This is a genomic window from Paenibacillus sp. V4I7, assembly GCF_030817275.1.
Taxonomy (GTDB): domain Bacteria; phylum Bacillota; class Bacilli; order Paenibacillales; family NBRC-103111; genus Paenibacillus_E.
Genome location: NZ_JAUSZD010000002.1, coordinates 4,739,794 through 4,763,525 on the forward strand (window position 1 = coordinate 4,739,794; position 23,732 = coordinate 4,763,525).

Below are 23,732 nucleotides of genomic sequence, written 5' to 3' on the forward strand. Positions count from 1 at the left end.
GTACTCTTCTTTCATTAGGAAAATTCAGGAAATAAATACCTCTGATATTTATTCGCGCTACATTTACAAAAAAAGGAGCCGCGGCTAAGCGAACTCCTCCACTATAGTTTCTCGTAGTTCAACACTTTTTGTAACAATATGGTGGATATTCTGAATGATATCGGCAGTGTAACACTGCGTTTATGTTATACGCATTCAGTCCCCTTAAAGGAACGTCAATGCATCGAATTCATCGTCGCATGCTTAACGATGACGCGGCGGATGAAGAACGCCACGGCTAGCCCGATGATTGTCACAATCATCGCGAACATGAACACGTTCTGGGAACCGATCATCATGGCTTTAGCCATCTCGACCGGTTCACTCGGCACTGGAGAGCTGATCAAATATTTCTCCATGCCACTTGTAAGGATGCTGATTGCGATTGCCGTACCGATCGCACCTGCGACCTGTTGCAGCGTGTTCATGACTGCCGTTCCGTGTGGGTAAAGTTCCGGCGGCAGTTGGTTAAGTCCGTTTGTCTGCGCCGGCATCCATACCATGGAGATACCAATCATGAGACCAATATGCAAGGCCACGATAAAGGCTATAGAAGATGCAACTGATATACTGGAAAAAAACCATAACATCACCGCTACGATGACGAGGCCGGGGATTACGAGCCACTTTGGCCCATACTTATCAAATAAGAGTCCCATACGTGGCGACAAGATACCATTCAACGCGCTGCCAGGCAGCAGCATGAGCCCGGTAGCGAACGCGGATAGTTTCATCCCGTTCTGCAGATACATCGGTAAAATAATCATACTCGATAAGATGATCATCATACACGACAGCACAAGAAGCAGCCCCACGATAAACATAGGGTACTTGAAGACGTGTAAGTTCATCATCGGCTCGCGCATTAACATCTGGCGCAGTGTGAACAATACAAGCGCGATAAGTCCGATGACGATCGATGAGAGCACGATCGCGCTAGTCCAGCCTCCCTCCCCTTCGCCTGCCTTACTGAAGCCAAAGACTACGCCGCCGAAGCCTATTGTTGACAAAATAATGGACAATGGATCAATGCGCGGTCTCGTGACCTCGGTGACGTTTTCCAGGTATTTCAATCCTATCAATAGCCCTATGACCAAAAATGGAAGAGACAGCCAGAAAATGTAATGCCATGTTAAATATTCGATTAAAATACCCGCCACAGTAGGGCCAGTCGCCGGTGCGAACATGATAACTAGACCAACGAAGCCCATCGCTGCCCCACGCTGCTCCGGAGGGTAAACTACGAGAATCGTATTAAACATGAGCGGAATCAATAAACCCATGCCGGCTGCCTGCAGAACGCGAGCGACCATCAGCATTTCGAAATTGAGTGCAAGCGCTGCAATCAATGTCCCAACGATCGAGCTTGCAAGCGAAACAATGAAAAGCTGCCTAGTTGTCAACCATTGTAGCAGTAAACCTGTCATCGGCATCAGAATACCGAGAGTCAGCAAAAAACCTGTCGTTAACCACTGTGCAGTCGCGGCCGAAATCTGGAACACGTCCATTAAATTACTAATTGCTATGTTGAGTGCCGTCTCACTGAACATGCCTACGAAGCCGCAAATGAGCAGAGACGCCATTATAGCCCGCGTATTATATTGCTTCATATGATTTTCACTTCCCTCTCCTGAAAACTACTTTGAATAGTTCTCTATCTATTCGGTTCCGCTATAAAATACAACAGAGTTGGCACTTATACAAGTCCAAAAACAAATTAAACAATTTTTTACTTCTCAGTTCTACAAAAAAACACCTTAAAGCACCGATAAGCTACGATATCGTAGCATGGAACTTAAAGGTGTTCAGATTACCAAAGGGCTTGCTTCGTCAACCTCTGCTCAAAAATGACAAGTCTAAAGAGGTATCTGAGGGACTTGTTAAAGTGAAATAGAAACAAACCCCATACGTTGTATTTTCAACACCAAACCAACTTCCATGCATCTCAAGTATATTCTTTACGATGGATAAGCCGAGTCCGGTTCCCCCTGTTTTTCGATCTCGAGATTTTTCTACCCTGTAAAATCGATCCCAGATTAATTTTAGATCGTCATTTTCCGCTCAAAGAATAAAGCACGTTTTTCCATTCGTGATTCGAGGTGTGTCGATTAAACAATGATATACCGAAAGTTTTCAATATACGATTCTTTCTTTTGCTCCATTCGTCGTAAATGGTCATAAAAACTATGGGGAAATTTAAATACGTGTCCGTAATCCCAATCATTCTCGCTATAGTCCTTTTCCCAAAACTTAATCTCTATCGGCAGCACGTTCGCCCGTTTCGCCGGTTGCAAAGGCAGTTGATCAACAGGTGAAACCAATTTGATTGAATCTCCAGGTTTAACGTTACGGCTGTTGCGCAGAACTTTAATCAGCTTCATTATAGGCGGTAATCCTCTTTCGAAAAAGGAGATATGGCCTAGGTCAAACAAGATGTTTAACGCATGTGAAAAAGTCAGCATATGACCAATCAAATCATGATGAGATTCTGCGCGATAAATGACGGGAAACTCGGCCAATTGTTTCAGCACAAATGTTGAAAGCTCATTGGGATTCGATATGGCCGGAAAACCATCTTCGTCTGTAATCTCCATCCTTTTCACTTCGGATGCAGAGAACCCTATCCATGACCGTCCCGGAATCGTCCTCTCAAACGCGCGTATGAGATCAGTTATTCCTGAGATATCCTCAGTACTTCCCCAGCCTTTGAGTTCATGGATGGCCAACAAACTCGCTGCGCTGTATATCACATTATGACCGACCCAATGTAGCTGATCGATCGTTTTATCAAGTGCCTCAAGTATAGCATTTACGGCTGTTTGCTCGCCACAACCGGAACGGCGTTGAACGCCGTTCGTCCCATGAATCATTTTTACCATCGCTTCTGCCTGCGAAATTACCAGTCGAGTCAGTTCTTGACTCAGATTATTTGATCTAACGAAAAAATAACTGCTGATAGCGGCAGCACCAAAGTGAGCCTGCCAAATGTCACCTGTTTCTTTTTTGCATGAAGAGATGATCGCTAACCCGTCCCTCAAAATGGATTGATTCAACATAATATCCCCCCCCCTATTTCACAAATTCTGCTTCGTTTATTTACACCAAATATTCGCGAGATCATTTCGACTATCCTGCCCGTTAAGGGCGTACATAGCAAAGCGCATGCCAATGTTGGCATGCGCTTCTAGGGCTGCTAAAGTTTTTTATTCTTCTTTAGCCGTTTCCACATATTTTTTGAAATTATCTAAAATCGCCTGCCATCCGGCTTGCTGCATCTCGATGGCGTTGGTCTCTTCCGCTTCGAACGATTCTATAATTTTCGTGTCGTTGTCTTGGCCAATAAAAGTGATCTTCACTTTTCTACCGTCGCCAAGCGAATAGGAGATGCTCTCGTTCATGCTCACCTCGTCGTATACACCGCCGAAATCAAATCCCATGCTGCCGTCCTTGGCTTCCATTCTCGAGACGAATTTACCGCCGGCCCTCAGATCATTCTCGGCGAATGGAGTATGCCAGTCATCCGAAGCCTTATTCCATAGCATAATATGCTTCGGCTCCGTCCAATATTTCCACACGCTTTCGACGGGAGAATGAACAATTGTTTCTACCGTAATCGTTGCCTGATTACTTGTTCCCATTATATAACCTCCTGAGATGAATCTATTATTCTCAAATATTACCATAATCATTTACTGCTGTCGATATGTTTGAAGTGCCATGACTCTAAAAGTTTCTTCGAAAATTAAACTGGTATTCTCTGAACTGCGATCCTGAAGCTCAACACAAAGGCAGCCGATCGTCTGGTCGGCTGCCTTTGTGTCTTTATTCAGCTGTCGTTCACCGTTAGTGCATCCACGGGCAGCTAGTAATCAACTGGGCGTGGTCTAAACCCGTTTAAACCTTTCATGCTAGACCGGGTTGTCGCTTGCCACGATTTACTCCTTCTTTGCTCTCGGTGTGCTTTCGAAGCCGATCGACTTGTGCGTGCCGTCGCAGAACGGCTTGTTGCCCGATCCTCCGCACCGGCACAACGAGAACGATTCTTTGTGCTCGAACGGGTTACCTTCTGCGTCCACCAGCTCGACCGGCCCGGTCACCCGAAGCGATCCATTGTCATTCACTTTAATTGTCACTTTGTTTTCGTCTGCCATTACTTTGCCTCCTATGTACGATAGTTAATATACAAGTATATCCAGCAATCACCAGAAAAAGACGAGCCAATCGTTCACTATGGCAGATCGACACAACAATCCTGCACTTTACTTCAATGAAATCAAATAAAGAGCAAAGTTTAAGGGTAGCTTTTTTATGATAAGAACAACGAGAAAAAACGGCCAGTGTTCGCATCTATTTCGCGATAGGGCCGTCTTGTTTTCAAGATATATTTTTATGTTGTTGGATTAAATTGCAAAAGCTGATGTGATGATTACCAAAAGAATAAAAAGAACCAAAATAAATGCTACGTTTTTGCCCATACCATAACCTTCACCACAACCTACACCATAACCTACTGCTCCCATGTCTACTCATTCCCTTCAGTGATTTTTTCACTACGGTATAAATATATGTTCGGTACATAGTGCTTGCTTGGACGTATACCATTGTGAGGCAAATGCTGAGGAAACGCGTAAACGTAATGTTCGGTATTTCTTCCCCCAATGCGGCCGCGCAAAAACACCGTACAGCGGGGAGGCGATCCCGGCCGTACGGTGCCTTGACGATCGAGGGGCTTAAGGCTTCACAATCTTCTCCTGCTTCTTGTTTTCCGGGATTGGCGCGGGCTCCGCGCTTTGGTCATTCGCGGTAAGATCGATGCCGTATTCCTTGGCATACACCATATGGGTATCGATAAGAACGTTTTCGGCGTGTTCGTCGAGATGGAATACCCGGGCGCCACGCAGCCGGTTCCGATCCGCTCCGGGAAGACCGTAAGCGCCGAAACCCGTGCTTCCGGAATAGCCAAGCAGTACGCCGTAGTAGTTGCCGTGGTACGTATTGACGTGATCATGGCCACAAAAAACGCCCTTGACATCGCCTCGGGCCAAAATCGCCGAGAACATGCCGCTATTGATCGGACCGGGGCATTCGTCTTCGTTCCGTTCCCCCACAATCTGGTGTTTGCCAACGGCCCTTGCATGGTCAGCCTCGGATCTTCCGTCCACGCTGGCATACCACATGAATCGGTACTCCCAGAGCGGGATATGTATGAACATGAGTGACGGCACTTTATAACCCAGTTTCTCCTCTAGTTTTTTGGAGGTTTCGTAGTACCACGCCACTTGATCCAACCGCAGCCAGTCCCAGGTCGGATAACCTTCGAAGTCTTGACCGGCAATTGTATCCGGCGCATACCTTCCGCTATCCAACAGCCAGAGGTTAAAAGTCGCCTTCGACCCTTGGGAGGACTGGATCAACAGGTTGGTATTCCCTGTCCCGGTAACCCCTCTTTCTCCGGGCTGGTTCACATTATGCTTGTACGCCATATAAAATTGCAGCATTTCCTCTTCGTATAGACCCGCGTTCGGAGTTGAGTCTTCGTCGTGATTCCCAAAGGTTACAGCCCATTTGATTCCTCGTTGTTCCATTGGCTGGGCGATGTTGTTCATCGCTTGCTTCATCTCCATCGCCGTATCGCAGCCAGAGGTAATATTGTCGCCGTTAAGTACGACAAAATCCGGTTTTTCGGTGTCGAGTACCTTCTCCATCAGCTCCACGGTCCGTCGATCGATATTTTCGTCATCCTGCGTGTCGTTGAACTGAACGATTTTGAACTTTCCGTCAGAGTTAAATTGCAGCTTCACATTGTCGTTGGTTGCGGCTTGTACCTCTCCTCCGCCAAACAATTCGACGGGAACACCCGCCGATCCGAGCGTGAGCGCCAGCGCACTCGCCCCCCCGACTTTAATAAAATCCCTCCTGCTCATGCTTTTACTTGCTTCATCTTGGCTCATCGAACAAATACCTCCTGTGATTTATTGGGATAAGCCCCCCCCTCAATTTATCGAAGAAATGTACGGTGAATATAACCTTGATCTAAAGGTTATGTAAATGATGTCTTTACAGTCAGCGAAGATTAGTTCCAAGTATTTCATATCGAAATGGGAACTGCATCCTCGATTAACAGAAAGAAGCCGCGAAGATATCTCTGCGGCTTCTTTCCAATACGACTAAATCATTTAAATTGATGAGAAATTTCGTTACAATCAAGATGAATATCCAAATTTCCCGCCTTATCTGTAGTTGAGATCGATACATCTTGCCGAATATGGTCAATCTCCAGTCGAGTTATTAGTGGCGGGTCCGTATCTTCCTCTAAGTCAACCGGCGTGCATACGGTCACAATGCCCAGTTTACCGGTCATTGTTCCTTTACCGACAATTGTGGATGTTTCCTTTTTGACTCCATATATTTCAGATACCCATCCCTTCTCGCTGCCAATAGCAAAATCAGCTGTATGATCGCAGCTTGTCTTCCAATGCATATCTAACTGAATGGTTGAGGAATAGTCAACAGTTGCTTTTCTCATATCTGTATTGCCTCCATCTGAGATTCGAACATTCGCAGAGGGAGGAAGTTGAAACCTCTGTTCAATGTCATGTCCCCCTTCGGCATCCAGCCAATCCACGATGATCATCAGATTGCTCTTTTTCCAAAGCAGCAGCCATCGGCGATGAAGAACTGGAGCATCAAGCCTCATGTAACCATTATGGGAGGCATCGATAAAATCATACTCCTCCCCCGTGATCCATCGGTTCGTCACACATTCCGCAAGCGGTGTTCCCCATTCCTGTGAGGAAACATAAGGCGTCTGATCCAACCCATCCACAGTAATGGTATTGTGCGCACGGGTGCTCTTGAAATAACGGCGCCACTCCCCTTCTTCATAGGTATACCTTCCTGGATCGAGAAAGAGCAAGTTACGCTTCCACATCCATTCCAAATTTAGAGCATCTGCATGTCCATGTGCCCCTCCCATGGAGGCGGCGTCAAAAAATACATAATGTTGTTCATCCTTCATGATGTAAAACCCCGTTCGAGGGAAAGATACAGTAGTAGGACGCTGTGGATTAAAGGACAGCTGTTGTTTTTTGAACGTTTCATACATTTCACTACCAAACATCCAGAGAATTTCAGCGCTAACTTCGCCCATTGAGATAAATTGCTCATCTTCTAGAATCGCACCCAGTAAAGCAAGACGCTCCGTACCTGAACTTATCAGGTCGGAATCACCTGCAGCTGTAGACCCGTGATCGGGTCTGATCATCGCATGTGTGAAAGCTCCCATTCTGCGAAGGTTGTTCGCATACCATTCCGACATCGGATTGCCTGATAGCTTTCCGAGTAAATAGGGAGCACCAAACATCTCAATACTTCCATTATGATAATGCGTCGTTAACTCGCATTGTACGCCGTCGGGGCCAATTTGATGGACCATGCACAACTCCAGTCGCTCGATTGCAAATTGCCGCCAAAATGAGGCTCTAGGGTGGTCATGATAAAAAACGCTTATCATAAATAAGCCCTGCATATGCATGATAGCATGATTGATTTCAGTGCTCCCCAAATAACTAGTCAAATAATTCGCATGTTCAACTAGTGCCAATAAAAACTCTTCTCGGAAGATCTCTGAAATAACCGGACTTTTTTCCATGTATTTATAAGCGGATATCCATGATTGAACACGTAGACCCACCTCCAATAAGCGCCAAGGTCCCGGTTGTTGAAAAAAAGCAGCTGTCTCATAGGAAGGATTCTGCGGAACGGGATTTTGCAGCCACCAGCCTCTCAGATGTTTGATAAATGTATGGACGTACTCCTCTTTTTGCGTCATCAAATAAGCTTTGCCTAAATCCAGCATGTACCAATGCCGATTAAGTACCCACGTGAATTCGAGATCCTTAGAAGGATTATATAACCAATCTATTGGATCCCCCATGTGAACCCAATGATCCATGTCCATGGTATAGGGAACGAGGAACATATTCTTACATGCTTGCTCTGCTTTCTCGATGGAAGCCTTTGCAAGCTCTGGATACTCTTGAAGATAATGCTTCCCAGTATCTATCAATTCCTGATTCGTTAAATAATAATTCAATTCAGTTCCTCCTCTTAGGCTTAGTCTCTACTTTCTATTTATATGAACATTATAATAGAGTGCGCGAATCGCAAGAGATAGGCTTTTCAACTTTACTAAGGGGAGAATGATACTTTTTTTCTCAATAAAAGCATGAATCTGCCTTGGTTTGTTTTTGGATCCGTTCGCTGAGCTGCAGAGTCACAAAAAGAGCGGAATGCTTGTTATTAGCAAGTATCCAGCTCTTTTTGTGTTAACTATTAAGCAACTAACTTCTCGCAAAAAATTACTTTCCGATTTTAACCTTTTGGGGAATCGATTATTGATACCTTTCATCCATTCCCCAACCGCACGATTCATCGACCAAATTCAAACTGTCTGGCAGCGCCGGAACTCTCCGGGCGTTTCTCCGGTTATTTTCTTGAACATCCGTATGAACGAGGTGCCATTGCGGTAGCCGATCTGTTCCCCGATGATCTGAATACTGAGACCGGAGCCGACAAGCAGCTCCTTTGCCTTCTGAATCCGAATCCGATTCATATGATCGCTGAAATTCGTCCCCGTCTTCTCCTTTATGTATACAGACAAGTAAGCACTGGACATGTCCAGCTTATTCGCGATCAGATCTAATGAAATGTCATCCGAATATTGAGTCTCCAAGGTTTTCATGACATATTCGATAACTTCGTCTTTCTCTTCCTTCTTCACCCGAACCCAATCTGCATATTTAGGAACAAGCATGTCAAAGCACATCTTGAATTCCGCCAAAGTAAAGCAGATATTCAATTCCTTCCGCAGGCTTACGACCTGGTTCCTTACTGCGCTATCCGCTTCATTTTGCTCCAATGTATTCACGATACGGGAGGCTAATGCCTCACTGAATTGACGGAACTGGGCCAATGTCACTTGGCTCCGCTCCATCTCCTCCAGCATACGATGAACCACATGCAGGCACATTTTTTCATTGCCGGCTTGAAGATACGCGTACAATTCTTGTTCCTGCGCAGCTGGAAAAACAAACAAGGACGGAGTCGGTTCCTGCTTGACGATAATTTGCGTTTCATCCATCGTACGGACCTGCTTAAGCATATCCGACACCTGCTCGTAGGCCATGTTCAGCTCGGCACTTTGTTCGAACACAGAGCTGACCGCCATCATAACGAGACAAGCATGACGGTCTTTATCCAGTGTTTCCTTTACCTGCAGCAGCGCTTCCGTCATCCGGTCCGGCTTATCCTGCCTGAATACGACGGAAATGATCTGATCGTTCTCAATTTGGAACGTATAGGCGTTCAACTCATACTCGGAGAGGACGATTTCAATGTATTCCCCGATATAACGCTTGATATCAACGCTTAGCCTTTCGGAGCTTCTTGCATTCAGCTGGTATAAGATCAGCAAGAAAGGCCCCTCCGTCTGGGCAAAATCGCGCCACCCCGAGATGCCGGTATGCAGCGATTTCAGTTTGGCGATATATCCGTAATTGGTCAGTAGCGAGTTACTACTCTTCAGTTCGTTATGGATCTTTTTCCGTTCTTCCTTCAACGTGTCAATGTAATTGCTGATCGTTTCAAACTCATGAATGGCGGATTCCATCCGCAGATGCTGATCTTCCGGGTGCTGCAAAGAGGCGATAATCCGCTTCACTGGTGACTGAAGACGCCGGCTGAACCAGTAAGACATGCCTAGTGCGATGGCTATGGAAGTAAACAGAACGACGATCTGAGTAACCCTAAGATTGGATATTTGGGCCGCGATGTTAGCGTAAGGGACAGCTGTTACGTATCGGAGGTGATTATCCGTATCCTCATGGATAAAGAAATACCAGTTTTGAAACAGTTTGTACGATTCACCCGAAGTGAAGACCGGAATTTCTTCTATGGAAGCGGAGGACGTTGAACGATAGAGGGTCTCTCCCTCCTCGGTTTGAATAACAAACGGCACATCACCTAGCAGCGTCTGGTTCAGCTTGTCTGCGTCCAGCATAGCGATTAATTCGTAATTGGCGTCCGGCAGCTTGAAGGAGAATGGAATGTACGTTTTTTTGTCCTTACTAAAGCGATCGAGCGGGTATGCCTGCGCCGGGTGCATATGATAGTTCCCCGGACGGTCGAATTCCTTCTTCCAATAAGACAGGTCGTAAGGCGCATGAAAGTTCGGCAGGGAATCAAGGACGACTTCCGTGCTGCTGCCTTCCTTGTCCGCCATAAACAGATTCGAGCGATACAGCACCATAAGATTATCCAGGTAAAATAACGGGTTGCCAGCGGTTTCCCTCAGACTTCGTACCATATCGACCACAAGAAAATAATTGGCTTTCCCGCTTTCGTTCGAAAGCAGCTGCCCGTTGAATTTGGTAATGGTATTGTCGTGATACATTTGAAACAACACGGTTCTTAGACGGTTGAAATGACTGTTATAATGCTCCGAAGCCTGAGTAAGCACATGCTTATTGGAACGAATAATCTCCTGTTTTATATTCTGTTGAAAAAAAGAAAATAATAGAAAATTAAAGACGGATAACAGTACAATGATGGTCAAAAAGCTGATAAATATTCGTACGAGAAACGATTTTCGCTTCTGATTCATGAGTTCCATGATACCCCTCCCTAACCTCAAAATCTTCTATATTCATGCTAGCAGGTCGCGAAGGCCACAGGCAACACATTTACAAAACCTTATCATCCTCCCTAAAAAACTCATCATTTCCTTGTGCCGCAAGGGCTTAACCCATTTCTCCCATGCATGAATCAAAGAAAGTGTCTATTCTCTAAAAAAGAGTCAATTTCATTTCTACCGGCCACCTACTATCATCAACCTTGAAAGCGATGAAAGGAGGTGTGACTTTTTGGAGCAAACAGTACCTAGCAGCAGCAAGACGTATCCGGTAAAAAAGCTTAGCGGGCAGCGCTGGAAAAACCGCTGGAAGGGTATTAAGCGAAATTGGGATTTATATATGCTGATCCTTCCGGTGATCGTCTTCTTCATCCTGTTCGAATATGTGCCCATGTACGGAATACAGATTGCCTTCAAAGATTTTTTCGTGACAAAAGGAATTTGGGGGAGCCCGTGGACCGGCTTCGAACATTTCGAGCGGTTCTTTGAAAGCTTCTACTTTTGGAGAATCCTTACCAATACCTTCTCCATCGGGGTTTTTCAGATCGCCGCAGGATTCCCAGTACCTATATTACTTGCGCTGATGGTTCATGAAATCGGGCGAAAAAGTTTCCAGAAATGGGTGCAAACCATCCTGTACGCCCCTCATTTTCTCTCCACCGTGATCGTAGTTGGGCTGATGATGATCTTCCTATCCCAAGAAAATGGTCTCGTCAATCATGTTCTTGCTTGGTTGGGCTTAGAACCGATTGCCTTTTTGACGCATCCGGGGTGGTTCAAAAGCATGTACGTTACATCCGGGGTGTGGCAGCAAATGGGCTGGAATTCCATCATTTATCTCGCTGCCTTGGCGGGGATCGATCCCCATCTTCACGAAGCCGCCCAAATGGACGGTGCCAGCAGGCTTCGGCGTATCTGGCATATAAATATACCGGGTTTGCGGCCTACCATTATTATTCTACTTATCCTGAATATGGGTACGGTACTCGGCGTCGGATTCGAGAAAATTTATTTGCTGCAAAACTCGCTGAATATGCAGGCTTCCGACGTGATTTCCACGCATGTGTACCGAAGCGGTATTCTCGGAGCGGAATATGGTTTTTCTGCGGCAGTCGGCCTGTTTAACTCGTTGATTAATTTTGTGATGCTGGTTGTGGTTAACGCCATTGCTCGCAAAGTTAGCGAGACCAGCCTATGGTAAGGGAGAAAACCAATGAAGCAAAGCTTGATGGACCGAATTTTTATCATATCGGTATATTGCCTTTTAATAATCGTAATGCTGCTTGTACTGTACCCTTTGTACTTCGTGCTAATTGCCTCCTTTAGCAGTCCACAGCTAGTGCTGAGCGGAGACATCTGGCTTTGGCCGAAGGGAATATCTTGGAGGGGCTATGAGAAACTGTTTCAGAACCGGGAGATTATACAGGGCTACGGCAATACGATCCTGTATACGGTGAGCGGAACGGCCATTAATCTTGCGCTTACCGTAGCGGCTGCTTTTCCCCTGTCACGACGAAATTTTATGGGCAGACATTGGATCTCAGGCTTCATGGTGTTTACGATGTTTTTCAGCGGAGGACTGATCCCTACCTATTTGCTGATCAAGCAGCTCGGGTTGTTGAATACCTACTGGGTCATGGTTCTTCCAGGCGCCGTTTCCGTTTGGAACATTATGCTGATGCGTACCTTTTTTCAAAGCGGGCTGCCCTTTGAGCTGCAGGAAGCTGCTGCCATCGACGGCTGCTCGAACCTGAGAATTTTATTGAGAATCGTGCTTCCCCTGTCTGCACCCATCCTGGCAGTTATGGTACTCTTTTATAGTGTGGGGCACTGGAATGCTTACTTCAATGCGCTGATCTATTTGTCGGATCGGGACAAGTACCCGCTCCAGCTCATTTTACGGGAGATTCTGATACAGGGGGAAACCAAGGATATGGTTGACGTATCTGAGGGGTCTCTGTCCAATTCGATGCTCGACGTGGAATCCATCAAGTACGCTATCGTCATTGTGGCGAATCTACCGATTCTCATTTTGTATCCGTTCCTGCAAAAATATTTCAATAAAGGCGTGATGGTCGGCGCCCTCAAAGGATAGAAAAATATAAAACGGAGGTATTTTTATTATGAAAGCAACCAAAACGACGGCCTTGGCGATGTCCGCAGTACTTACTTTTGGATTGATGAGCGGCTGCGGAAATATGGAAGATAGAGGAAAGTCCACCAAAACGGAAGACAAAGCATCGCAGAATGTAAATGCCACCGGTTTTCCTATTGTGAAAGAGAAATTTAAGCTCACATTGTTTACCGGCCAATCACCGCAAAACGGCAACAAATTCGAGGATACGACAGTTTGGAAAGAGTATGCCAAGATGTCCAACATCGACGCGGAGTTCCAACTGGTTCCCTTTGGAAGTCTTACTGAGAAACGGAATCTGGCGCTGGCAAGCGGAGATTATCCGGATGCCTTCTATTCGGCGAGAGTGCCTGTCGCGGATCTGATGAAGTACGGCAGCCAAGGCGTATTCCTTAAGCTGAATGATCTGATCGAGAAGAATGCCCCTAACTTCAAGAAGCTTTTGGACAAATATCCTGATTTGAAAAAGGGATTAACGATGCCGGACGGCGGCATTTACTCCTTTCCTTCCATATATAGTCCGGAATTTTTGCCTATGCTGATCGGTACGCCGCTGTGGATCAACAAGAACTGGCTGGATAAACTCAATATGAAAGAACCCGAAACCACAGAGGAGTTTTACAACTATTTGAAGTCTGTAAAAGATTCGGACATGAACGGCAACGGCCAGAAGGACGAGGTCCCGTTAAGCGGTATGTTCGGTATTCAAACGATTCAACGCTACATCGGCGGTGGCTGGGGCTTCGGCAACAGGGGAGCCGTCGCCCACCCGTACGTAGACATGGATCCGGCTTCCAACAATCTGAGGTTCTACCGGACCGATCCGAAGTATAAAGAAGTGCTGCAGTATATGAACAAGCTGTACTCAGAGGGATTGATTGATAAAGAGATCTTCACGCTGAAGGATACGGCGCTTTATGCCAAAGGTGAGAAAGGTCTGCTGGGAGCGGCATTCGTTCCTCATCCCCAAGCGGTCATGAATCAGAAGGGCTTTGTGGGACTTGGAGCGTTAAAAGGTCCTCACGGGGATCAGTTGTTTGTATCTGTGAAAAATCCAATAGCATGGCCTGGGGCCTTCGTCATTACGGATAAAAACAAAAATCCGGAGGCTACGCTCCGCTGGATCGATCATTTCTATGGAGATGAAGGAGCTACCTTCTACTTTATGGGACAAAAGGATGTCACCTATACGCAAAAGCCAGACGGCAAGCTGGAGTTTACTGACGAAGTGAAGAATAATCCGAACGGACTGACCCTGGATCAGGCGGTAGCCAAATTCACGACATGGCCTGGAGGCAGTTATCCGGGATATGTACAGGAGAAATATTTTAAAGGCTCCGAAAGCCTGCCGGAATCGGTCGATGCAGGTATGAAAGCGTCCAAGAATCTCGTTAAAGAAATGTGGTACAGCTTTAACTTCACGGAAGAGGAAACAGCATTTATGAGCTCCAAGGGTGCCGACATTCAGAAGTTCATCACCGAGACCGAGGCTAACCTTATCAACGGAACGGCTTCCTTCGACGACTGGGATAAATATGTGGCGACTGTTCAAAAAATGGGCTTAGACCAATACTTGTCCGTCTATAAAGCTGCGTACGAAAGATATTCCAGCGGTACCCGTTAGAGGAAGCTGATCTGGAAGAGAGATTAAGAACAATCGGGGCACCCTGCACATTCGTTCCCGCAGAGGTGCCCCAATATGTTTCCGAGTTCAGCTCCATTATTGTAAAAATATAACGATAAATGGCCCCCACAATTAGTGCGAGAGCCATTGTTTATCAGATCATCCTTGTCATTGGTTCTTCGGAACGGTTACCGTCAATGTTACTGTTTTCACGTTACCTGCATAATCCGTAGCGACGTAAGTAATGGTGTATACCCGTCCTCCTCCGCTTCCGGATCGCTCAGCCCTCAAATCAAACATATAATCCAGTGTGTCAAAGTCCGCATTTTGAATATCTTGCGAGGTGTCTCCGTCTCCAAGACCATCATCTGGTTCGTTAGAGGTGATGGATTTTAAAACAATAGACTGAATGCCGGAAATTGGATCTATTGCGCCGTAAGTGTCGGCCGTTACGGTCACCATTTTATGATCAGCCGGCCACAGCTCGTTTTTATCCTGATTCATTTGCATTTCCGGTGCTGTTTTATCTACTTTCACGACTTCACTCTTTAGCTCTTCCGTGTTTCCTGCCTTGTCCTTGCTTTGATACTCTATTGTATTCGTTCCTTCAGCTGAAACGTCTATGGCGCCATCATAGGTTTGCCATTGGCCGCCATTGATCCGATATTGAACTTTATCGATACCGGATAATGGATCCGACGCATTTAAGGTCAACTTTACATCCGAATGATACCATCCGTTGGCATTGGCCGAAGGTAATTCGGCTGTAGTGACCGGAGCCGTCTTATCTATGTTGATAGACAGGCTCTTCGGGGATTCAGCGTTTCCGGCCTTATCGACGCTCATATACGCCAGAACGGTATTACCCTCAGCGGAAACGGTAATCGGACTCGAATACGGTTGCCACTGCCCGTCATTATTCCGGTATTTCGTGATTTCGACACCGGATTGATCGTCAGTAGCGGCAAGCGTTACCGTTACATCCGTATTCTTCCAGTCTGAAGGCACATCATCGGTCGTAATCGGCGGAATATCATCCTGCGCAGCTCCAGGCTGCGCATATACCTCAAATTCCCATAGTGAATATCCGTAAACGGTACCTCTTTGTAAACCCAGCATCCTTACATACCTTGCGCTGGTTGTCGAGAAAGAGATATCGTCTATTCCTCCATTACCTATTTGGGTATTGTAGACGTCAGTCCAGTCAACAGCATTGTCGGACACTTGTATCTTGTATTCTTTACCGTATGCTGTCTCCCAGTTTAGTCTAACCCTGCTCACATTCTTCGTTGTACCGAGGTCCGTATATATCCACTCATTGTCGGTATAATTCGATCCCCACCTTGTAGTTGTCTTCCCATCGAATGCGTTACCGGCAACTAAAGCAGCCGTTTTGGATGAACTGGCCGTAACCGGTCTGTCCAATGCGAGGTTCACTCCGTAAGTATGCACATTCTCCAAGCCGGCATTGACGATCTTCATGATATTTACCATATCCGTATAGGGCTGATCCTGTTGGTTTACTAAGCCAATATTGAAATTCTCGCCGTCTTTACGCCATGTAACCGCTTGATCGAAGTACGAAAACCAGCCTGAGCCAATATATAACGGATGTGATGTTTCGCTTTCCACGAAAGATTTGTAAGCCATGCCTCTATCCGCTATACTTGCTACAGTTGTACCCCCATTTACGGGTGACAACCCCCGCGCTGTAGTACTAAATGTATATTCCAGATTCAATAGCGGTTTTCCGAAAGCTTCATATCTGGAAATCCAACTTGGATCGCTCGTGTAATTGTCCACTGAAAATGCATCTACAAACTCCATTGCCGCCGAATCCCATTCCAGACTGGTCCTCCAAGTGGGAACTACAGACGAACCTAGGAACAGATGGTTTGTATCATGTCTTTTGATTATATTTTTGATCGTTGAGAAATAAGTTCTGGATGCCAGCTTGATATATTCCGATACATCCGCAGCAGGCACCTTGGTTATATTGATCGAAATATTCTTTAACTCGTCAAACGATACCGCGCTCGTACCCAAAAGCTGGTTGACGGCAGTAATATCATTGTTGTACCTTGGTGCGAGAAAAGCCACAAAAGAGCTTTTAGCCGCAGAAGTCGAATTATATGTCAGTACATCTTTTACAATATCGGTTGTCCATCCGGCCTCATTATCGTAAGTATAACCGATTAGCCACGGGTCATTCTTCGCTTTATCAAGCTGAGGGGTCAATGCCGTTTCTATAATGGCTTCACTCTGCGGGTCAAAAACATCGTAAGTCCATTGAATCCTTTTTAAGCCGCCGGGGTCTTGCAGGACATTAATGTACGGAAAAGTTATATTTTTGGGTCTGGTCCACTTGCTGAAGGCGTTAAAGCCCCAATCTATCAAACGTTTCTTTGTGATATCCTCCCATTTCGACTCATAGTTGCTGCCGTATTTTTTCATAATATTGGCGATAACGAAGCTTACTCTTTCGCCATTAGAATCGTTTACATAAGCAGGAGCATAAGCGACCGGATCGGGAAGTTCCTCAAACACCCCTCTCGGAGTACCGTCAGCTTTTTTAAGCGGCGTCCCGTATCCCCACTCCCAAATACTTGTAGCATCCACACCTTTTAGAATAAATTTATACCCGTCCGGGGTAACAAACCACCATTTGTTATCGATTTGTTGAAGTCTGAAATAACCGCTGCTTGTATAACTTCCTCCACTTTTAATCCCGCCGTACGGATCGAATTTTGCAAGATCAAGTGAAACATTTGACAGTGCATTCGCCTCATTCGTATATTCCTGCTGCAGCTGCTCGTCGGATGTTACCTTTCCAGGCCAGGTTTCATAAACCCACTGCCCGTACTTGTCTGCCATTAAGCCGTCTTTTTTCAGTTCGAGAGCCATTTGCCCCGCAGTAAGCACAGGTCCGGGATTCACGCCTTCCTGTCCGATCCCTTTATAAATTTGAACTTCGGTGAGGGGGATATGCTGAAAGGCATGAGGACGCTTAATATCGATGACAATAAATCTAGCCGTCTTGTTCGACATCGGTACGTTGACCGAATAGTTCCAGGTTGAACTTGGGCTTGTCGAGACTATTCCAGGTGTTCTGATGTGTTTGGCAGCAATATAATAATAATCCGTTACAGCCTCAGGGCGGTATTTTACCGTAAACTCTTTAAATCCCCAAGCCGAATTGGGTGAATTCAGGACGACGTTTATACGGTCCAGCGGATAGTCCTTCAGCAGGTCAAATACCACTTGTATAGTTCCTGGGGCAGTCGCGCTCCCCGTCCATCCTGCATACGTTGTCGTTAATCCATCAAGCAGCACGCCATTGGTTGAGGATATGAGCCCGGTTGCTCCTTTGTCTGGACTATTGCCTCCATTCGGGGCAACACTAAAGTAATAATTGCCGGTTTTCAGCAAATTATCTGCCATTATGCTGTCTTTGTTCAGTTCGAGAACCATTTGCTCCGCAGTAAGCGCAGGTCCGGGATTCACGCCTTCCTGTCCGGTCCCTTTATAAATTTGAACTTCGGTGAGGGGGATATGCTGAAAGGCATGAGGACGCTTAATATCGATGATAATAAATCTGGCCGTTTTGTTCGACATCGGTATGTTGACCGAATAGTTCCAATCTGAGCTTGGGCTCGTTGAGGTTATTCCTGGTGTTCTGGTGTGTTTGTCAGCAATATAGTAATATTCCGCAGACTCCGGGCGGTATTTTACCGTAAACTCATTAAATCCCCAAAACGAATTGGGTGAGTTCAGCACGACGTTTATACTGTCCAACGGGTAATCCTTCAACAGGTCAAATACGACCTGTACGCTCCCTGGGGTACCCGTGCCGCTCCCCATGAATCCGGCATACGTTGTGGTTGATCCGTCAAGCAGCACGCCATTGGCCGAGGATATCAATCCGGTTACTCCCTTATCCGGAGAACTGCCCCCATTCGGTGCGACGCTGTAGCTATAATTGCCGGTTTTAAGCAGAGTTCCTGACCCATGAACACCTCCGGCAGGGATAAACGTTGCTGCCATGATGAGTGCTAGAAATACTGTCAAAACACGGGTCGGATACCATTTACGCCATTTACGCCATATTCCCATCATTTAATCTCCTCTTTCTTCCTACAAGTTTTTAAGAATACGCTTACAAACGAGAAAAACTTACTTCGAATGCATCTGTTTAGTCCTCTTCATGAAACATTGATTTTGATGCTGTATATCGACCACCCCCTCTCATTCTACCTAGATATATAAGCGCTTCCATAATATGGGGTTAAATCGGCGCATCATCGATACCCTCGATTTCTTGCGCCAATTCAATACTTTACTCGTCTGTATTACTCCTCCATCTTCCGGCCTTTAGCGTCAAATTGCTTAACATACGCAACCAGCTCAGCGAAATTCACCCAAGAAATACCCACCTTTTGATCTGCAGCGCCATAAGACATAATCAGATCATCTCCTGCAATAATTCCACCTGTTGTAAACAAACATGGCGTAGGATAATCGCTCGGCATTTCCCAAGCCTGCCCGGCGTACATTAAACGCTCAGAGCATCGATGCGTCACAACCGGGAAGTCGTTATCCTGCTCGCGTACAATCAGGAAGGATTGTGTATACCCAAAGTGGATATCCTTCTTACCATGATAAGAAACGAGCCATTCGTTAGCTGAAATCTTGAGCGGCGCCCAGCTTGCTCCGATCCGGTTGTTCTCCCAGTGGAATTGGCTGGTTGCCAGCAGTCGGTGGGTTACCCGGTCCGTTGCGAAGTCCTCCAAATTCTCCGCTGCAGCGAGGTAGATCGACGGTTTCTTTACTTGAGATCCTTGCGGGAATAATGCAGGTTTCATCGGACGGTGAAGCATCACATATTGCATTTTCCCATCAATTCGCATCTTATCGGGGAACAGGAAGACATCGCGATTATCGCTTACATGACCTTCCGTCAATGGGCATACATAGATAAGAGCTTCTTCATAGCGGCTTGCTTTCAGCCTATCCAAATCCAGCTTATACAAGACGGTTACGGTATTGTTGGTGCGCGCTGCAACGCTGAATGCATCATCACCTTCTTTCACCCACTCCGGCACATAGTCGTTGCGTGTATCAACCGAAGGCTCCTGATCAATGAGCCAATACGGACCCGGCGGAAACATCCGGCATGCCACGGAAAGATACAGCTCCCCTTCCACTGGAAATATGCGCGGATCCTCGATGCAGCCGTTGGAATAATCACGCACCCGATTACCGTGTATATCTGTAATGTAGATGTCTTCGAACCCCTCATTCAGAGCAGGAGCAAGTGCTGGCCTGGAAAAGTCGGCATCCCACGTCTTGCCTAGGTCGCTGCTTACTGCGTACCCCAGAAAGATCGGATATGGGTCGTGCTTACCTTCCTTGCGCTTTTGAGACCATGGACCCGTAGCCCGAAAGAGCATATGCAGCTTATCAGAAGCCAGATCTTTTACAATAGCTGGGTTTAGCACCATTTTGCTTGCCCACTCACAACCAGGAACCGGTTCGAGCACCGGCTGCAGGGAATATCGGAAATGCGGCTTCATGAAGATGTTCCTCCTGTTTTTGGGACCTGCTTGCTCACATAAGTCATTTCTACACATCCTCTGTCATAAAAGAGACTTCATTATTTCGGAATAGCTGCTCAATTCGTTCCGGTTTCACAGGGATGGTGATGCCCATCTTCCGTCCTTGCTTCTCGCACCAGGCGTATAGTGAACCATCGTTATATTCGCTGCCCGCTTGCAGTTCTTCCGCTTGCGCTGATAATGTAAATAAAAACACCCATGCCGCTTGGTTCCATTCATGGAAATTAACTTCTTTCCTCGGTCCTTCATAGATGATGTAATCGATGCCTAGGGTGCCTTCTTGCTCTGATCTCGTGATCGCAATACGGGGCACTCCCATGTCCGAAAAGATGGACAACTGCTTGACCCGCAAAGTTTGACCCCCGATGACAACTGCAGCATCGTAATCAAGCGTGTTGCCGGAGAAACAATCTACTCCCTCGATATAACCTCCAATTTCTATACGAATCCGAAGGTCCTCCGCCTCAAACACACCGTTAACAGGGTCCAGTACAGGGTGCCAATCCCCGAAATTCAAAGCCATATTGATTCCGAATACGATATCACTCTTATCCTGTACTCCCGTGAAGACAGCCGACGAAAAGTCCATGCCATCTTTCAAAAAGCGCAGCTGTATATAGGCGGCCTTACCATGGTTATCCACATATGCAATCAGATTCCGGCGCTGATTCCACATCATGTCCTTTGAAAAAGAACCTAAACAATATGCTTCCTGCATGTACGTGGTGGCATAGCTCTGGTAGCCCATCTCCTCTTCGTCGAATACTGGGCAGCGGAGAACCCGTTCTTCTTCCAAGCTGAAATAAGGCAACAGTTCCTCGGGACAACGAATTGCTTGAGGGTTAGAATTGTTCTCAGATGCATCTCTTAGCAAACCGTACTCAAAGCTGCTCTCACTTAGCATAGGAGAATAGGAGCGGCTATGAGGCCCCGCCCATTCCTTCGTACGCGGGTGGTAACGTTCAGCTATCATTTTCCATGCGACGTGAAGCAGCTGCTCTGTTAATTTGATGGAAATGGAGTCCTTGGTCTCCTCATGAATATGGTGAAGCTCCTCGATCGTAATCGGCGTATAGCAGGGACTATTAAATTCGACAAAGGTGCCAAGACTCATGGTGTAATCATAAAGCCGCTGCAGTCGATTCCGGCCATATTGTACAAATGTCTCTTGTCTAGTGACCTCTCCGCCTACGAGTGTAACGAAAGCCCCCATGGCCGCTATATTGGTATAGCTAGGGCCGACATCCCGTTTCACGATGGCTTGGCAGGCATACCCTATTGCTTCTGACAATCCTTGTCTGAGCACTTCGCTTAAGCGATCCCCATGGCGCTTCAGCATTAAGACCAACTTCTTGCCGATGAAATCGGCATAGTTCCAATCCGGAGCTTCCATCTGGTCCAAGTGCTCCTCATAATAATAGGACCAAATACCATAGGTAGGACTATCCTGACGCTTATCCTGCAATTGCAAAATGACCGATAATATTTCGGCTGCCCGTTCCGAATAATGAGGTAGCGAACTGTCCAACAAATCTAACGCATATATAACAGACAAGTAGGTGCTGTGCACAAAAGGATAGGAATCCTTTTTAAGAGCTGTATGGTACGTTTTCGTAATCGGTCCATACTGCAGTTTCACCGCGGGATTGTATGAAGCTTCCCGTTCCGAAAGACTTGCCATTAGATGCTCCTTATTGCTGAGAGCCGACATAAGTTATCCTCCGCAGATTAAAATGTGTGTACTTAAGACTATCCCTTAACCGCACCAATCGTCATACCCTTGATGAAATAACGCTGCAGGAATGGGTATAAGAATATGATCGGTCCAATCGTGATGCATACCGTCGAAAGCTGAACGCCTGCCGCTGAAACCGGAATATTTACATTCGTATTTAAATAATCTAAATTCTGCGCATTGGACACAACTCTTCTTAACATCATCTGCAGTGGGTGATTATGCGGATCGTCAATAAACATCAGTGCATTGAACCAGTCATTCCAATAGGAAAGCGCATAGAACAGCGTGATCGTTGCAATCACAGGCATGGAAATCGGCCAGATGATGCGGAAAAAGATATACAGCTCATGCGCTCCATCCATGGTCGCCGCCTCATTTAATTCAAATGGAAGCGTTCGGAAATAGGATGTCATTAAGAATGCGTTGAATGCGGAGAACAATTGGGGCAAGATCAGCGCTAATAACGAGTCCCGCAAGTTCAGCCAGTTGGAGATGAGCAAATAATAGCCTACTAGACCAGGCGCAAAAAGCATTGTGAAGTAAATGTAAAAGGAAAGGAAATTCCGATACTTCACCTTCAGATGAGCTGTAACATAAGCGAACATGGAAGTCATGAGCACTGCCCCGATGGTACCAACCACAGTAACGAATATGGAAACAAAGCCGCTTCGGTACACCTGACTGCCATTAAATAAGAAACGATAGGAATCAAGCGTAAATTCCGTAGGGAACATTTGAAAGCCTTTAACAATCTGATGCTCCGCTGTGAATGATCCGATATACACAAGCCAGAAAGGAATAAGGCAAATAAGGGCAAAAAAACCTATGAATACATATGCTACGGCGGACACGGTCCATTGGGATGCATCTCGTTGTTTCAATATCATACTAAAGCTCCTCTCTAGAATAACTTGGAGTCATTATCAACTCGGCGGACAATCCAATTGAAGAAAAGAATGGTGATAAAACCCATGACCGACTGGAATAATGCTATTGCCGCAGCATTGCTGTAGCTGTTCATATTCGAGAAATCCCTCAAGGATCGGTACGTATAAGTATCAATGACATCCGTAGCCTTGTAGAGCAGAGAATTGTCTCCAATAATTCCATAAATCAAGCCGAATTCACCGTAGAAGATCTGTCCCAAAGCGAGAAGCGTCAGTACGATAATGGTCGGCCGCAACAACGGCAGGGTAATGTGCCAGATCTGCTGCCAGCGCTTGGCGCCGTCAATTCTTGCGCTTTCATAATATTCTTCTGAGAAGCCGGTTATCGTCGCAAGATATATAATCGAACCCCAACCGGCTCCCTTCCATACGAATATAATGGTCAAAAGCATAGGCCAGACCGATGGTGTCTGAAACCAATCGACCGTCTGAAAGCCGGCATCTTTCAGCAGCTGATTAATCATGCCGTCCTGCCCGTTAAAGAAATTCAAGACCATCAGATTAACAACGATAATGGAAATAAAATGCGGCAAAATCACAAGTGATTGGGTTACCTTCTTGAAAAAAACTTGTCTAATTTCATTCAGCAGCAGGGCAATTAATAAAGAGCTCACGGTGCCTGCCGTAATGAATAAAAGATTCAAAAATACGGTATTTAATGTAACCGCCAACCAATCAGGTCCTGTGAAAAAAAATGTAAGATTGTCAAATCCCACCCATCGACTTCCCCAGATCCCCTTAGCAGGTATAAACTGCTTAAAGGCCAATAGATGTGCAGACATTGGCAAATAAGAAAATATAAATACGTACACAATTACAGGAAGCGCCATAGCATATAGCCATATGTTCTTCCTGAGTTCTCGTATAATACTCATGTTCATGCTCACCTTTCCTTTCGTATGTGTTTGTATCTTACCCATTCGTGGAGCTGGCGTATAGTCTTGC

The 23,732-nt window shown here is 46.1% G+C and carries 16 protein-coding genes and 1 pseudogene; 3 read left to right on the forward strand and 14 right to left on the reverse strand.

Annotated elements, in window-relative coordinates; all coding sequences use genetic code 11:
• Nucleotides 1-215: 215 nt before the first annotated feature.
• From QFZ80_RS22645 to QFZ80_RS22685, 9 genes and pseudogenes are all read right to left on the reverse strand, one after another.
• The gene (locus QFZ80_RS22645; RefSeq protein WP_307561157.1) at nucleotides 216-1,649 is read right to left on the reverse strand and encodes a DHA2 family efflux MFS transporter permease subunit; all 1,434 of its coding nucleotides are present in this window, start codon (nucleotides 1,647-1,649) and stop codon (nucleotides 216-218) included.
• Between the two features lie 220 nt (nucleotides 1,650-1,869).
• Nucleotides 1,870-2,079: pseudogene (locus QFZ80_RS22650) on the reverse strand (ATP-binding protein); the annotation flags it as partial.
• Between the two features lie 68 nt (nucleotides 2,080-2,147).
• Complete coding sequence (locus tag QFZ80_RS22655) at nucleotides 2,148-3,095, reverse strand: hypothetical protein (protein ID WP_307553909.1); 948 nt, start codon at nucleotides 3,093-3,095, stop codon at nucleotides 2,148-2,150.
• A 147-nt stretch (nucleotides 3,096-3,242) separates the two neighbouring features.
• A complete protein-coding gene (locus QFZ80_RS22660; protein WP_307553907.1) occupies nucleotides 3,243-3,677 on the reverse strand; it encodes an SRPBCC family protein in 435 nt (144 codons plus the stop codon).
• A gap of 297 nt (nucleotides 3,678-3,974) precedes the next feature.
• On the reverse strand, nucleotides 3,975-4,190 hold the full coding sequence (locus tag QFZ80_RS22665; protein WP_307553905.1) for a CDGSH iron-sulfur domain-containing protein: 216 nt from the start codon (nucleotides 4,188-4,190) through the stop codon (nucleotides 3,975-3,977).
• A 249-nt stretch (nucleotides 4,191-4,439) separates the two neighbouring features.
• Entirely contained in the window at nucleotides 4,440-4,559 is a 120-nt protein-coding gene (locus QFZ80_RS22670; RefSeq protein WP_307553903.1) for a sporulation protein YjcZ, read from the reverse strand.
• A 210-nt stretch (nucleotides 4,560-4,769) separates the two neighbouring features.
• Entirely contained in the window at nucleotides 4,770-5,990 is a 1,221-nt protein-coding gene (locus tag QFZ80_RS22675) for a metallophosphoesterase (protein ID WP_307561159.1), read from the reverse strand.
• Between the two features lie 221 nt (nucleotides 5,991-6,211).
• Nucleotides 6,212-8,134 (reverse strand): alginate lyase family protein, encoded by a 1,923-nt coding sequence (locus QFZ80_RS22680; RefSeq protein WP_307561162.1) that lies wholly within the window; start codon nucleotides 8,132-8,134, stop codon nucleotides 6,212-6,214.
• Nucleotides 8,135-8,482: 348 nt separating this feature from the next.
• A complete protein-coding gene (locus tag QFZ80_RS22685) occupies nucleotides 8,483-10,711 on the reverse strand; it encodes an AraC family transcriptional regulator (RefSeq protein ID WP_307561164.1) in 2,229 nt (742 codons plus the stop codon).
• Nucleotides 10,712-10,961: 250 nt separating this feature from the next.
• Between QFZ80_RS22685 and QFZ80_RS22690 the strand changes: the two genes are divergently transcribed.
• From QFZ80_RS22690 to QFZ80_RS22700, 3 genes are read left to right on the forward strand one after another with little or no spacing between them, the layout of a single operon-like run.
• Nucleotides 10,962-11,930, forward strand: a complete 969-nt coding sequence (locus QFZ80_RS22690; protein ID WP_307561166.1) for an ABC transporter permease — start codon at nucleotides 10,962-10,964, stop codon at nucleotides 11,928-11,930.
• Nucleotides 11,931-11,942: 12 nt separating this feature from the next.
• The gene (locus QFZ80_RS22695; RefSeq protein WP_307561168.1) at nucleotides 11,943-12,824 is read left to right on the forward strand and encodes a carbohydrate ABC transporter permease; all 882 of its coding nucleotides are present in this window, start codon (nucleotides 11,943-11,945) and stop codon (nucleotides 12,822-12,824) included.
• Between the two features lie 28 nt (nucleotides 12,825-12,852).
• Nucleotides 12,853-14,487: a type 2 periplasmic-binding domain-containing protein gene (locus QFZ80_RS22700; protein WP_307561170.1), complete on the forward strand. Its 1,635-nt coding sequence runs from the start codon at nucleotides 12,853-12,855 to the stop codon at nucleotides 14,485-14,487.
• Between the two features lie 168 nt (nucleotides 14,488-14,655).
• Here QFZ80_RS22700 and QFZ80_RS22705 read toward each other — a convergent pair whose 3' ends face one another.
• The 5 genes from QFZ80_RS22705 to QFZ80_RS22725 form a co-directional block, all read right to left on the reverse strand.
• Nucleotides 14,656-18,603 (reverse strand): discoidin domain-containing protein, encoded by a 3,948-nt coding sequence (locus QFZ80_RS22705; RefSeq protein WP_307553888.1) that lies wholly within the window; start codon nucleotides 18,601-18,603, stop codon nucleotides 14,656-14,658.
• A 233-nt stretch (nucleotides 18,604-18,836) separates the two neighbouring features.
• Complete coding sequence (locus QFZ80_RS22710) at nucleotides 18,837-20,060, reverse strand: glycoside hydrolase family 130 protein (protein WP_307561172.1); 1,224 nt, start codon at nucleotides 20,058-20,060, stop codon at nucleotides 18,837-18,839.
• Between the two features lie 49 nt (nucleotides 20,061-20,109).
• Complete coding sequence (locus tag QFZ80_RS22715) at nucleotides 20,110-21,783, reverse strand: hypothetical protein (protein ID WP_307561174.1); 1,674 nt, start codon at nucleotides 21,781-21,783, stop codon at nucleotides 20,110-20,112.
• Between the two features lie 68 nt (nucleotides 21,784-21,851).
• On the reverse strand, nucleotides 21,852-22,727 hold the full coding sequence (locus QFZ80_RS22720) for a carbohydrate ABC transporter permease (protein ID WP_307553882.1): 876 nt from the start codon (nucleotides 22,725-22,727) through the stop codon (nucleotides 21,852-21,854).
• Between the two features lie 14 nt (nucleotides 22,728-22,741).
• Nucleotides 22,742-23,662 (reverse strand): ABC transporter permease, encoded by a 921-nt coding sequence (locus QFZ80_RS22725; protein WP_307553881.1) that lies wholly within the window; start codon nucleotides 23,660-23,662, stop codon nucleotides 22,742-22,744.
• Nucleotides 23,663-23,732 lie beyond the last annotated feature (70 nt).